We start from the raw sequence: 14,074 nt of genomic DNA on the forward strand, positions 1-14,074 counted from the left end.
ATCGAGCCTTTCTACAAAGTCTGTCTTAAGTTTACTAGTAATTTGCAATCCTAGCAATGTCGTTCTAAAAAATGACATTAAAAGAATGTAGTGGCTTTTCTTCAATATCAGTAACTTCGATTCTGTCGACATGTCCAGCAGGTGTTGGGGATGCCTTGACCTTAGAAATAAACTCAGCTAGTTTCAAGGGTTCAGCTTGGGCAATAATTGTTACACTACCATCGGCATTATTTTTTACATTACCATGAACCCCCATTTGTTGAGCTAGGGCTTGGGTTGACCACCTAAATCCAACACCTTGAACAATTCCGTAGACATTAATTTGTTTAGTTTGCATATTTTCACTTCTTTTCTTAATATTCTTTATTAACTTCAATATTAACATTTTATTTTTTCATAGGGTAATCTAAAATAATACATAGAAATAGAAAGAAGAATCAAAATGTTAGAAATTAGTTCAGTAAACAATAAAGTTATCAAAGAAATTCGTAAATTAGATAAGAAAAAATATCGTAAAGAAAGACATTTATATCTTATCGAAGGCTTTCATTTAGTAAAGGAAGCTTTACAGAGTAAAGAAAATTATCATTATCTATTAGGGACAGACTCTGCATTAAGACGGTTAGAAGATGAAACTAACCGTAGTTTTACTGATGACAAAACTATTTTAATTAATGATATGATTTGTGATCATTTATCATCTACTAAAAATAGTCAAGATATATTTATGGTCTTACCGATTAATCAGCCAAAATCTTTTAGTTTTGAATACGGTAAATGGGTTGTTTTAGATGATGTGACTGATCCAGGAAATGTAGGAACAATTATTAGAACTGCAGATGCGGCAGGTTTTGATGGGGTAGTTTTATCGAAAGAGTCAGTGGATCTCTATAATCCAAAAGTTCAACGTAGTATGCAAGGAAGTCAATTCCATATTCAAATTATTCAAACGCCAATTATGGAGGCAATTGCTAGTTTTAAAGAAAATGGGATGCCAGTATACGTGAGTGTCTTAGATAAGGGGGCTAAGAAGTTAAATAATACACCAGCTGTACCCCAGTTAGCACTAATTATTGGTAATGAAGCTCATGGTGCTAGTCAAGAAGTAATTGAAAGTGCTGATAAAAAAATTTATATTCCAATTTATGGTCAAGCAGAATCTTTAAATGCAGCAGTAGCAGCGGGAATTATGATTTATCATTTTGCCTAAAGTATTAAGCTTGTTTTTAGTAAGTAATTTTTTGTATAATTAGTATTAGATTAATGAGTTTAAAGTTTATTTTAGGAGGAATCATTATGGCTGAAACTGTTGAAAAGAAAATGGTAACACCCTGTAGCGACCCAGAAGATTACTCATTATGTGGTCACTTTGTAAGTGCTTTTGACATTATTGGAAAGAAGTGGAATGGATTAATTATTAGTTCATTGTGCGATACCCAAGCAATGCGTTTCAAGGACTTAGCGCGTTGTATTAGTCGCTGCAGTGACCGTGTTTTAGTTGAAAGACTAAAAGAATTGGAAAAGCAAGAAATCGTTAAACGTAATGTTAATAGCGATACTGGTATTATTTCTTATACTTTGACTAAAAAGGGCGTAGAATTGAAACCAGTATTTGACCAAGTTCATGGTTGGGCTGATAAATGGGCTTAAAGTCATTGCAAGTTGATAGATTTTGTTTTAATATACTATTTGAAATAAAAATGTAATGATCAAGATTAGTAGTGTGGATTCTTTTTAGAGAGAACTTTAATTGGTGCAAGAGGTTTACTGATGAAGCATGAATTTCATCTTGGGAGCAGAATCTAATCAATTCCGGTATTTCCCCGTTATCTGAAGAGAGTGTGAACACGCACTTTTTGTGCTGGTTTAAACTAGGGTGGTACCGCGAAGCTTCGTCCCTTTGAGGACGGGGCTTTTTTTGTTGGAAAGGAAAAAATAGATGGACTTATTCGAGAAATTAAATAAGTTAAAAGAACAAGGAATGGAAAAGATCAAGCAAGCTGATACGCAAAAAAAGCTTGATGAAATTAGAGTTGAATTAATTGGACGTAAGGGACAATTAACTGAAATTTTGCACTCGATGAAGGATGTTGCTCCAGAAAACAGACCTAAAGTAGGGCAACAAGTTAACCAATTACGTGACTTATTCCAATCTTCTTTTGACGAAGCAAAAGAAAAAATGGTCCAAGCTTTGATTGCTAAAAGACTTGAAGAAGAAAAAATTGATGTTGCCTTACCAGGTCGACAAGCTCACTTGGGTTCTAAGCATCCAATGTATGTGATTTTGGATGACTTAGAAAGATATTTCATTGGGATGGGTTACCAAGTTGTTCAAGGTCCAGAAATTGAAACTGATCACTACTGCTTTGAAATGATGAACTTGCCAAAAGATCACCCAGCCCGTGATATGCAAGCTACTTTCTATATTGATGTAGAAAATTTACTTAGAACTCAAACTTCTGGTGATCAAGCACGTGTTTTAGAAAAGCATGATTTTTCTAAGGGTCCATTAAAGATGGTTGGTCCTGGTAAGGTTTACCGTCGTGATGATGATGATGCAACTCACTCTCACCAATTTATGCAAATGGAAGGTTTAGTAATTGATAAAAACGTTACTATGTCTGATTTAAAGGGTACGCTTGAAATGATTGCTAAGCATGAGTTTGGTCAAGACCGTAAGACTAGACTTCGTCCAAGTTATTTCCCATTTACTGAACCATCTGTTGAAATGGATGTATCTTGCTTTAACTGTGATGGTAAGGGATGTCCTATTTGTAAATATACTGGCTGGATTGAAGTTTTAGGTGCTGGTATGGTTCACCCTAATGTTTTAGAAAATGCTGGTGTTGATTCTAACGTTTACGGTGGATTTGCCTTTGGTTTAGGTATTGACCGTTTTGCAATTTTGAAGTACGGAGTTTCTGATATTCGTGACTTCTACACTAATGACGTTCGTTTCTTAGAACAATTCCGTAAGGAGGAAGATTAATGCTCGTTTCATATAATTGGTTACAAGATTTCCTTGATTTAAATGAAGATCCCAAAGATTTAGCTGAAAAGATTACTAGAACTGGTGTTGAAATTGCCTCAGTTGACCATCCTCAAGAAGGTCTTAAGAAGTTAGTAGTGGGTCATATTTTAGAATGTGAAGATATTGAAGGTACTCACTTACATAAATGTTTGGTAGATGTTGGTGAAGAAGAACCAATTCAAATCGTTTGTGGTGCACCAAATGTAGCTGCCGGACAAGATGTTATTGTTGCTCTTCATGGTGCTCGTATTGCCGGTAATGAAAAGATTAAGCGTGGTAAAATTCGTGGTATCAAGTCCAATGGTATGATTTGTGGTTTACAAGAAATTGGCTTTACCGATAAAGTTGTTCCTGCAAAATACGCTGATGGTATTTGGGTATTTCCAAAAGATAGCGATGTGAAACCAGGTGATGATGTTTACCAAGCACTTGGAATGGATGACTATATCTTAGACTTTGATATTACCCCTAATCGCGCTGATACTCTTTCTATGGAAGGAGCTGCTTATGAAGTTGGTGCAATTGTTGACCAAAAACCTAAGATTGAAGAAGTAGTTTTAAAAGAAGATGGTCAAGACTGGACTAGTGAATTAGAAGCTAAAGTTGATGAAAAATTAGCGCCTAAGTTTTACTTAAGAAAGGTTTCTGGCATTAAAATCGGCGAAAGTCCAATGTGGATGCAACGTCGCTTATGGAATGCGGGTATTCGCCCAGTTAATAACGTAGTAGACGTTACTAATTATGTCATGCTTTTAACCGGTCAACCTATGCATGCTTATAATGCTAAGGCTTTTGCTAATGGCAAATTAGAAGTTAGAAAAGCTAATAAAGATGAAAAATTAACCTTGCTTAATGGTAAGGAAGTTGACTTAGATCCAAATGATATTGTCATTACTGATGGTGAAAAACCAGTAATGATGGCTGGAGTAATGGGTGGCTTAAGTTCTGAAATTACTGATGACACTACCGATGTAATTTTAGAATCTGCTATTTTTGATGGTACTTTAGTTAGAAAAGCAGCTTTGCGTCATGCTAACCGTACTGAAGCTTCAAGTCGCTATGAAAAAGGTGTGAACTGGGATAATACAGAAAAAGCTCTTAATATGGCAGCTCTTTTGTTAAGAAATGATGCTCAAGCTACTATAGAGTCTGGTATTTTAAAGGCTACCGATGAAAAGCGTGAACCTGCTGTTGTTAAGACTACTATTTCTTACATTAACAAAGTTTTAGGTACTAAGCTTTCTAGTGATGAAATGATTAAAATTTTTGATCGTTTGAACTTTGCTACTGAAGTTGATGGTGATAACTTGACCGTTACTGTTCCTAACAGACGTTGGGACATCAGTATTCCAGCTGACTTGGTAGAAGAAGTTGGCCGAATCTATGGCTATGATAACTTAGAATCTACTCAACCTTTACTTGAAGAAACTCATGGTGGCTATTCTGAAAAAGAAACTGCAATGAGAAGAATTAAGGCAATTGCTCAAGGTCAAGGTTTAATGGAGGCAATTTCCTACTCACTAACTTCTCCTGAAAAAGCAGTTCGTTATACTAAAGATCCAAAAGAGTTAGTCAAAGTTGCCATGCCACTTAACTCAAATCGTAGCGCAATGCGTGAAAACTTGATGACAGGTTTGGTAGATGCAGCTAGCTATAATATGGCTCGCAAGCAAAAGGAATTGGCTTTCTTTGAACAAGGTCGTGTTTATGACCACGAAGGTGGTAATTTTAATGAACATGAACATTTAGCCGCTTTATATTCAGGTCATACTTTTGCAAATAATTGGCAACATGAAACGCAAAAGATTGATTTCTTCTTTGTAAAGGGACAATTGACTAACTTGTTTACTGCTATTGGTATCAAGGATAGTGATGTTGTTTACAAAGCTGAAGAAATCGAAGGGATGCATCCAACTCGAACAGCGGGTATTTATATCAATGATCAATATGTAGGAATGGTTGGTATGCTTGCCCATGAAGTAACTGTTCAAGATAAGGCTTTGCGTGGTAGTGAGATTTATGGCTATGAATTAGATTTAGATGCTATTGTTCCAATGCTTACAAAAGGAATGAAGGCCAAAGAAGCACCTAAATTCCCAGCTATTGAACGTGACTTGTCTGTTTTAGTAGATGAAGACATTACCAATGCTCAAATTGTTGACCAAATTAAACAAAGTGGTGGTAAATACTTACATAAGATTCAAGTAATTGATGTTTATGATGGTGCTCAAATTGAGAGTGGTAAGAAATCTTTAGCATATTCTTTGACTTTCTTGAATGAAAAGGATACTTTAACTGACGAAGTCGTAACCAAGGCAATGGATAAGGTCGAAGAAGATTTGAAAGAAAACTTAAAGATTAAGATTCGTTAATCCATTAAAGCTAAGTTTTGCTATAATTGCCTTAGATTTTTGCGATAGTCGGAGGATTTTTTATTGCTAGATCAAGACAAAAAGAAAAGAAAACAACGAGAGTTAGAGCAACAAGCTTCTAAAAAAATTACCCGCTGGATTTTAAGCATCATTGGTGGAGTAATTCTCTTAGCAGTTTTAGGTACAGGGATTTATACTGCCTATGCTCTTCAACCTGTTAATCGTCATAATGAGGATGTAGTTAGCGTTCATATTCCTGAAGGAGCAACTAATTCACAGATTTCCCAAATTTTGAAAAAGAAAAACTTGATTCATAGTTCAAGAATTTTCAACATTTGGTTGAAATTACATAGTGAATCAAATTTCCAAGCAGGGGACTTTTATGTTTCTCAGTCAATGAATAATAAACAAATTGTTAGTCAACTTCAGGGTGGAGGAGACCGTCCAGTTAAGGGACATGTCCTAGTTAAGGAAGGCCAAACTATTGAAGACATTGCTACTACGGTAAGTAAGAATACTAAGTATTCACGTAAAGAATTCCTAGCTTTGATGAAAGACGAATCCTTTATGAAGACTTTGGAAAAACGTTATCCTAAATTACTCGCTAGTTCAATGGCAAGTAAGAATGTACGTTACCACTTAGAAGGATACTTATTCCCTGCTAAGTACGATGTTTACCAAGGTGCATCTTTGAAGGAATTAGTTACTCAAATGGTCGAAAAGACTAATGAAGTGATGACCCCATATTATTCAACTATTAAGAAGAAACATTTAACAGTGCAGAAGGTGTTAACTCTAGCTTCTTTAGTTGAACGTGAAGGTGTAACAACTAAGGACCGTCGTAAGATTGCAGGAGTATTCTTTAACCGTTTGGCTGCAGGGATGCCACTTCAATCAGATATTGCGGTAATGTATGCCCTTAATAAACATAAGAATTCATTGACTATTAAGGATACCAAAGTTAAGTCACCATATAACTTGTATGTTCATAAAGGTTATGGACCTGGTCCATTTAACAATCCAAGTTTAGATTCCATTACTGCAGTACTTAACCCAGCAGATCGGAGTGAAGATTATCTTTACTTTGTTGCTAACTTGAAGACGGGTAAGGTTTACTACTCTCACACTTATGATGAACACTTAAAGAGAAATAGTAGTTTAGGTCAATAATTAGTTGACTTTTTAGTGAATAAACAATAAGCTGTTTCTTGCAAAAAAGAATTAGTTAGGAGTAATTAAATATGCCAGAAAAAGTATATCCAATGACTGCTGAAGGTAAAGAAAAACTTCAACAGGAATTAAAAGATTTAAAATTAGTTAAACGTCCAGAAGTTGTTGAACGTATCAAGGTTGCTAGATCATTTGGTGACTTGTCAGAAAACTCTGAATATGATGCAGCTAAGGATGAACAAAGTGCTGTAGAACAACGTATTCTTCAAATTGAACAAATGTTGAAGTATGCTCAAGTTATTGATGCAGATAGTGTTGATCCAGATGAAGTTTCAATCAGTAAGACTGTTACTTTCACTGAAGTAGGTACAGATGATTCAGAAACTTATACTATTGTGGGTTCAGACGAATCTGATCCATTGAATGGTAAGATTTCTAATGATTCACCAATTGCTCAAGCTATTTTGGGTAAAAAGAAGGGTGACACTGTTACAGTTAATACTCCAGGTGGTAGTTTTGACGTAACCATCAATGAAGTTAAGAATAGCTAATTAATTTAAACAAAAAGTCCAGCTGCTCAGCAGTTGGACTTTTTTTATGGCTAAGATTTTCGCCTGTGGTGGCTAATTAATAAGCCGATAACTGTAATTAGTGAAAGGATTATTCCAGCAATAAATGCGAAAGGCACGTAAATTAATGTAATGTGATTTTTACCTGGTTTAAGATTAAAACTTAAGAAGGTATCTGCCCATAATTGCTTCTTCACTAGGTGGCCATTATTAAAGACCAACCAGTTATTAGAAAATGGAATTGTTGAAGCAAGTTTTTGAGTTGTTTTCCTAGAATTATTTGCCGTCATCTTCAAAGATAAAGCTGATGTTTGATAAACAGTAGGTTGAGTCTTATTATACTTTTTAATCGTTGACTGAAGTTTATTAGTATTTAACCGCCAAATTCTAGCGTTAGTTAAATTAATTGATGAAGTGTGTAATAAGAAGTTAATTCGAATAGTTTGTCCTTTATCATTGGAGGCAAAATTGATTAATTTTGGCGAATTTCCAAGACTATCAGTATCAACTGAATTTCCATTAACGTACATACTTGCCGCAGCATTGTTGATATCACTTGGTAGTTCGAAGTAGTAAGGATCATTAGTCTGAGGTTTAAAGAAGAAAGAAACACTACTATCTTTATTTTTCTTGATTCGATCGTATTGTCGCCAACCACCAGGCCAAGCATCAGCATTTCTAGTTTCGGGATTGTCAGGTAAATCTAATGAAGTAAAGAACTTTTCATTAGTACCTAAGATATTTTGTAAAATTCTAGTTTGGTTGCCGACCGGATCACCTGATTTTAAGGTAAGTTTCTTAGAAGAGTTAATTTTAAAGAATAACGGTAAAGCGGCTGAATTTTTTCGAGTTTGAATCTGTTTAGAGCGGTTGATAATTTGATCTTTATCCAAATCAGGTCGCCAATAAACCTCAGTTAAATTAATTTGTTGGTTAACAGGTAATGTACGAAAGCTGGAAGTAGGGATAAAGTAATATTTTATTCCTAAAATGGTATCAGTTGCTAAAGTTGAGTAATTATTTGAAAATGAATTGTCATTATTCTTCAAGCCTAGTTTGTCAATAAATTGTAGTGTTTTCCAATCAGAAATTGAATTAAAGTGAGATACACCATTGTATCCTTGACTTAAAGCATCATTTTCTGACCGGTCAAAGTTCTTTTCACTTCGAAAAAGTGAAGAATCTTTACTGGTAGTGTAACTACTTGCCTGAGAAACAGCTTCAGTGGTGTTGCGGTAAGAATAGTTTCGTTGGTAGGTGATTGAATCTAGACTAAACATTAAATTGACACCTACTTCTAAACCAGCTAAGCCTAAAATAAATAAGGGAGCCCATTTATAACGGTAAAAGATAATTATTAATAAATCACAAACCATAAAAATTATTGAAAGTTCAAATTTAGTTTGGTTCATGAAACTATAGTGACTTTGACTAATAAAGAAAAAGACTCCTAAAGCTACTGCTATGGCTGTTACTATAACTTTTTGAATTATTGTGAAATTCTTTTGTTTACTTAAAACTTGTATTGCTAAATTAATGGCAAAGAAGATAAAAACAAAACTAAAACGTCCAGGATACCAAACAGGGAATTGTCCCATATGCCAGAGTAAAATTAGTGGGTTAAAACTGAATGATATTAAGAGAAATAGGAGTAAAATAAGATTACTGATTTTTGCTCTAATAGAAATCTTTTTACTGAAAAAGTAAGTTAAACAAATAAAGAGTAGGAAGGAGCTGAGGTAAATATTAGGCATCCCACTTTCCATTTCACTAAAATTATAACTTCCTATCTCTAATTTGGTAAAAATATTCCAAGGTAGAAATTGAAAGTTAAAATTAAAATCAGTATTACTGTGAGCCTTCCCTTGGAGTAACTCAAAGAAAGTAGGAAGCAAAGTGAAGCCTGCTAGGAGGCTACCAAGGATACTTTTTAAAAAGTAAGATTTGACGAAAGTAAAAATCTGCTTCCTTTTTTCACTAAATAACTGGCAACCGAAATATAGGAGCCCAAATAAAAGCGCCATAAAACCGGTATAAAAATTAGTGAACCATAGGAGAAAGGTAATCAAAATGAGCCAATTATTTTTTTGGTTGGCAAGTATTTGGTCAATACAGTTAATTAACAAAGGCAGTAAAATTAGTGTATCAAGCCACATTAAATTTAAATTATTAGCTACTACATAGCCACATAAGGCATAGGCAAGACTAGCTGTTAAAGCAATTGCCTTGTGGTAATCGCTAAATCTTTTTTGCCAGAAATAGTAACTACTTAGACCAATCAAACCAATTTTGATTGAAATTAATCCTAAAATAGCTTCTGGAAGAATTTTTTTAGGAAATAAAAATAGAATTAGGTTAAGTGGACTGTTGAGATAATAGGCATCTGTTCCCAACATCGAGCCTCCCAATCCTTTAGCAAAGCTATAAACTAAATTGAGAGGTGATGAGAATAAATTATCACGGTAGTAGGCTAAAAAATCTACATATTGCTGTCCTAAGTCCACCGTTAAAATCTCTGTTCCGCGATAAACGAAATAGAAAAAGAAAATTAAACTAGGTAATAAAAATGAAATGATATAAAATATTTTTTTGCAATATTTTGACATTTGTTCTTCTTTCTGTAAGTAATCATTAAGATTACTCCTACTCTAACATTAAGAATAGAATTTGTGACCATTTTTTGCTAAAATTTATTTTAGTTTTAAGTGAGGTTAAGAAATTTGAACTATCTAAATAATAAAAACAGTTCTAGAAAAGCTGCGTCAACGCCTTTAAGAATGAAAATTATTTTAGGCGTTATTTTAGCTTTATTTCTTGTCTTAGTAGGTCAGCTTGTCTACCTGCAATTAATTTATGGGGGACGCTTTAAAGCTGAAGTACAAAAGACAGATCAACAGGTTATAACAACTAATGTTCCCCGGGGAGTCATGTATGATTCTACTGGGAAGATTTTAGTAGGTAATAAAGCTAATAATGCGATTACTTATACTAAGGGTGCAAGTACAACTACTAGTCAGATTTATGAAGTAGCAACGCGTTTAAGCAACTATATTACTATAAGTGATGAAAAACCTACTAAGCGTCAACTTTATGATTATTACTTAGCTGATAGTAAAGTATCAAATAAAGAATTAGCTAAATTGCCAAAATCTGAACGTTATGATGAGGATGGTAATGAATTAAGTAGTTCTGAAGTTAATAATAATCTTATTAAACAGCTTTCTAAAGAAAATATCCATTTTACTAAAAAGCAAAAAACAGCTGCATTGATTTACAATAAAATTTCAGGTGCTTATCAACTTTCCACTATTTATATCAAGAATAAGAATCTGACTAATAAAGAAATGGCATTAGTCGGTGAGCACTTGTCAGAACTTCCTGGTGTAGGTATTGGTACTGACTGGGCGAGAAATTATCCAAATGGTAAATCTATCCAAAGTATCATTGGCTCGGTTTCTTCTGAAAAATCTGGTCTACCAAGTGATAATTTACAATATTACTTAACTCAAGGTTACTCTCGTAATGATCGGGTAGGTACGAGTTATCTAGAAGAAAAATATGAATCACTTCTTAAGGGTACCAAGTCACAATCAGAAGTTGTTTCTGAAAATAAAAATGGTAGTATCCAACAAACTAAGACCGTTTATAAGGGTGAAAGTGGAGCAAGTTTAATTTTGACGTTGAATGCTAAATATCAACAAGAAATTACTAAGTCACTAAAGAAGATTTATGCTTCTGCTGAAGCAGCTGGTGCTACTCAATATTCTAATGGTGCTTACGCAGTCGTAATGAATCCTAAAACTGGTGCACTTTTAGCAATTGCAGGTATTAGCCACAACCCTAAGACTAACAAAAATACTGATGATGCTTTAGGTGTTATTAACCGGTCATTCGTTATGGGATCAGTTGTTAAAGGGGCAATGGTTGCTGGAGGTTTAATAAATAAAGTTATTACTCCAACTAATAACACCCTCTCTGATACGCCGATTTACTTACCTGGATCTCCAGTTAAGAAATCTGTTTACCCTGTTGGTACTTTTAGCTCTTTAGATGCCCCAACTGCACTAGAAGTTTCAAGTAACATTTACATGATGCATTTGGCTATGAATTGGCTTAAGGCGAAGTATGTTCCTAAGAGTTATATTTCTATGCCAGATAATGCTTTCCAAGTTTTGAGACGTAACTTTGCTATGTTTGGGTTAGGTCAAAAGACAGGGGTTGACTTACCAGGTGAAGTTTCTGGTATTACTGGTAGTTCTTACAACTCTAGTGGTCAACTACTTACTGGTTCTGTACTTGACTTGTCATATGGTAACTATGATGCTTACACACCAATTCAATTAGTTCAATATGTTTCAACAATTGCTAATGGTGGTTATAGAATGAAACCATATATCGTTCAATCAGTTGGTCAGACAAATTCAGCTGGTACGAAAGTTTCAATTTTATATAATACTAAGCCAACAGTTCAAATGCGCATTCCATGGACAAGTAGTGAATTAAATGTTATTCGCCAAGGTTTCTACCGTGTTGTTCATGGTTCTAACAGTTGGGGAACTGCCCACAAGTTGAGTAGCGTAAAACCATCAATTTCTGGTAAGTCAGGTACTGCTGAAACTTTCTACTATGATGAAGATAATCCAGGTAATGCAAATGCACCAGAAGTTATTAACGCTTCATTTGTAGGATATGCTCCTTCAAGTAATCCAAAGATTGCTTTTGCAATTGTCTTCCCAGGACTTGATCCTGATAAGGAAGGTTCATATACTTTGCAAATGGCTAAAGCTATCGTAGAAGATTACTTTGCATTACATAAATAAAATAAATTTTGAAGATATCGCTAGTGAGTATTAGCGGTATCTTTTTTGGTTTATAATAGATGTGACAAACAATAGTTAGAAATGGGGAAGATAAATGAAGCTTAATAAGAAAATTTCTATTGCAGCTATTACTGCTACCATGTTTGTAAGTCCACTTGCTTTAATAGGATCACATCTTGCTCCGCAAACTCAAACAGTCCAAGCGGCCACATCATTAAAAGGTAAGATTAATTTTACTAAAGATTACACTAATCCTTTAATTTATAATGAAAAAGGGGTCGCTTTAGAAAAGCAGCCAACTTTTAATTTTGCTAAAGCAACTACATATTATGGTAGTCCTGTGGTAAAAAATGGTGCTAAAGATTATGCTAATGCCTTTGTGTTTGGAATGCCGCAAGCAATTATTAACGGTACTAGATATGCAGATTTAGGCGATGGCGGTTACATTAATTGGAATAATATTGGTTCATATAATTGGACTAGTGGTAAGTTTGATGTAATTAAAAATTCTTATGTCTATGACAAGAATGGTAAGCGTCTTTCAACTTATCGTGGGCAAAAAGCTTACTATGCTAAGAAATCTACAGTTGAATATACTGGCAAGAAATACATTTACCAACCGAATTCATATCTAAATGTCGGTAACGGCTATTATATTAGCACTGACAATGTTAATAATATGGATGGTAAAGGTGTTTTGAAGTTAAATTCTGATTCTTATGTCTATGATAAGAATGGCCAGCGTACTACTTACAATGGGAAGAGTAAGTTTTTCAAGTATGATTTAGTAAATTACTCGGGTAAGAAGAGAACTAAGACTAGTGCAGATGACTATTACTATTATGCTGGCTCAAGTTCTAAAAAATCGACTATTAAAAATTACAAGATTAAGGGACAAGATTACTACTATTTAGGCAACGGTGCGTATATTAAGGCAATTAATATTGGCGCAATCAATGGTCATGCAGTTTATCGTGATGGTGGAGCAACTTACGTAACTCCAAAGAGTGATCTATTCATCTACAATAATGACTTAGAACAAACCACTAAATCTGTTGAACAAGGTAAAAAGATTAAGGTAGATGCAACTAAAATTACTGGGGAAGGAGACTCAACTCAACGTTGGTTTAGAATTGCGGGTACCAAAGGTACAAAGTCTCAGTGGTTACTTTGGGGTGATGACAGTTCTTATGGCTCTCTCTGTGCAGAAAATTACATGAATGGAGGATATCTTACTGTTAGAACTCATATCGAATAAGAGATTTTGTTAAAAGACTGGAAATATAATTCAAAAAGTTATATAATTTAACAGTCGATATAAAAAGCAAATAGGTGGTGGAAAAGATGGCAGAACATATCATCCTTGAATGTACTGAATGTGGTGACAGAAGTTACTTATCTTCAAAGAACAAGCGTAAGCATCCAGAACGTTTAACTTTAAAGAAGTATTGCCCAGTTGAAAGAAAGGCAACTCTTCACCGTGAAACTAAGTAATTAGAGACAACAGGTAATGCCTGTTGTTTTTTTGTATCTAAAAGAAATGAGGCGTTGAGTGGAAAAAAATAAATTTAGAAAATTACAATTAAATCAGTTAGAAGAATTTGCCCAAACTAATAGAAAGAAAAAAGAAGATAAAATTTTAACTGAAAAGTTTTTAAAGTCAGATTTACTTATAAACGCCCAAAAAATTGGTATTACTCTTTCTATGCCTTTAGAAGTAGATACTTCTGAAATTATTGCTCAATTATGGGAATTAGGAAAAGATGTCTATATTCCACGTTGCTTACCGAAGAGACAAATGGAATTTACTCGATTTACTTACGAAACGCAATTAACAACCACTAAATTTGGGGTTCAAGAAAATCACGAACCTGATGCATTTGTAGATAATAATTTAGATTTAATTGTGGTACCATTGTTAGCATATGGAAAAGCTGAGCATGCTCGTTTAGGCTTTGGCGGTGGTTACTATGATCGCTTTTTAGCTAAAAATAATTTAAGTAAGGTTTCACTGGTTAATTCTAAACAATTAATTGAAAAGACAGCGTGGCCAATTGAGCAAACTGATATTCCAATTGAAAATCATATAACAATTTAAATTTAGTGGGGAGA

The 14,074-nt window shown here is 34.2% G+C and carries 12 protein-coding genes; 10 read left to right on the top strand and 2 right to left on the bottom strand.

Annotated elements, in window-relative coordinates:
* Window positions 1-64: 64 nt before the first annotated feature.
* Entirely contained in the window at window positions 65-337 is a 273-nt protein-coding gene (locus HDR40_RS04950) for an acylphosphatase (protein ID WP_290627118.1), read from the bottom strand.
* Window positions 338-442: 105 nt separating this feature from the next.
* Here HDR40_RS04950 and HDR40_RS04955 point away from each other — a divergent pair, with 105 nt between their 5' ends.
* The 6 genes from HDR40_RS04955 (at window position 443) to greA (ending at window position 7,124) form a co-directional block, all read left to right on the top strand.
* Entirely contained in the window at window positions 443-1,210 is a 768-nt protein-coding gene (locus tag HDR40_RS04955; protein ID WP_290627120.1) for an RNA methyltransferase, read from the top strand.
* A gap of 86 nt (window positions 1,211-1,296) precedes the next feature.
* On the top strand, window positions 1,297-1,650 hold the full coding sequence (locus HDR40_RS04960; protein WP_290627122.1) for a helix-turn-helix domain-containing protein: 354 nt from the start codon (window positions 1,297-1,299) through the stop codon (window positions 1,648-1,650).
* Between the two features lie 289 nt (window positions 1,651-1,939).
* The gene (gene pheS, locus HDR40_RS04965) at window positions 1,940-2,989 is read left to right on the top strand and encodes a phenylalanine--tRNA ligase subunit alpha (protein ID WP_290627124.1); all 1,050 of its coding nucleotides are present in this window, start codon (window positions 1,940-1,942) and stop codon (window positions 2,987-2,989) included.
* The gene (gene pheT / locus HDR40_RS04970) at window positions 2,989-5,403 is read left to right on the top strand and encodes a phenylalanine--tRNA ligase subunit beta (protein WP_290627126.1); all 2,415 of its coding nucleotides are present in this window, start codon (window positions 2,989-2,991) and stop codon (window positions 5,401-5,403) included. The genes pheS and pheT overlap by 1 nt, the downstream gene beginning before the upstream one ends.
* A gap of 63 nt (window positions 5,404-5,466) precedes the next feature.
* Window positions 5,467-6,573, top strand: a complete 1,107-nt coding sequence (gene mltG, locus HDR40_RS04975; RefSeq protein WP_290627128.1) for an endolytic transglycosylase MltG — start codon at window positions 5,467-5,469, stop codon at window positions 6,571-6,573.
* Between the two features lie 71 nt (window positions 6,574-6,644).
* The gene (gene greA / locus HDR40_RS04980; protein WP_290627130.1) at window positions 6,645-7,124 is read left to right on the top strand and encodes a transcription elongation factor GreA; all 480 of its coding nucleotides are present in this window, start codon (window positions 6,645-6,647) and stop codon (window positions 7,122-7,124) included.
* Window positions 7,125-7,174: 50 nt separating this feature from the next.
* Here greA and HDR40_RS04985 read toward each other — a convergent pair whose 3' ends face one another.
* Window positions 7,175-9,748: a YfhO family protein gene (locus tag HDR40_RS04985; RefSeq protein WP_290627132.1), complete on the bottom strand. Its 2,574-nt coding sequence runs from the start codon at window positions 9,746-9,748 to the stop codon at window positions 7,175-7,177.
* Window positions 9,749-9,919: 171 nt separating this feature from the next.
* Between HDR40_RS04985 and HDR40_RS04990 the strand changes: the two genes are divergently transcribed.
* The 4 genes from HDR40_RS04990 to HDR40_RS05005 all read left to right on the top strand — a co-directional run bounded on the left by HDR40_RS04990 (window position 9,920) and on the right by HDR40_RS05005 (window position 14,060).
* Complete coding sequence (locus HDR40_RS04990; protein ID WP_290627197.1) at window positions 9,920-11,962, top strand: penicillin-binding protein 2; 2,043 nt, start codon at window positions 9,920-9,922, stop codon at window positions 11,960-11,962.
* Between the two features lie 94 nt (window positions 11,963-12,056).
* Entirely contained in the window at window positions 12,057-13,220 is a 1,164-nt protein-coding gene (locus HDR40_RS04995) for an SLAP domain-containing protein (protein WP_290627134.1), read from the top strand.
* An 86-nt stretch (window positions 13,221-13,306) separates the two neighbouring features.
* Entirely contained in the window at window positions 13,307-13,456 is a 150-nt protein-coding gene (rpmG, locus tag HDR40_RS05000) for a 50S ribosomal protein L33 (RefSeq protein ID WP_209685158.1), read from the top strand.
* Between the two features lie 58 nt (window positions 13,457-13,514).
* A complete protein-coding gene (locus HDR40_RS05005) occupies window positions 13,515-14,060 on the top strand; it encodes a 5-formyltetrahydrofolate cyclo-ligase (protein ID WP_290627137.1) in 546 nt (181 codons plus the stop codon).
* The last annotated feature ends 14 nt before the right edge of the window (window positions 14,061-14,074 follow it).

It is taken from the genome of Lactobacillus sp. (genome assembly GCF_014803895.1).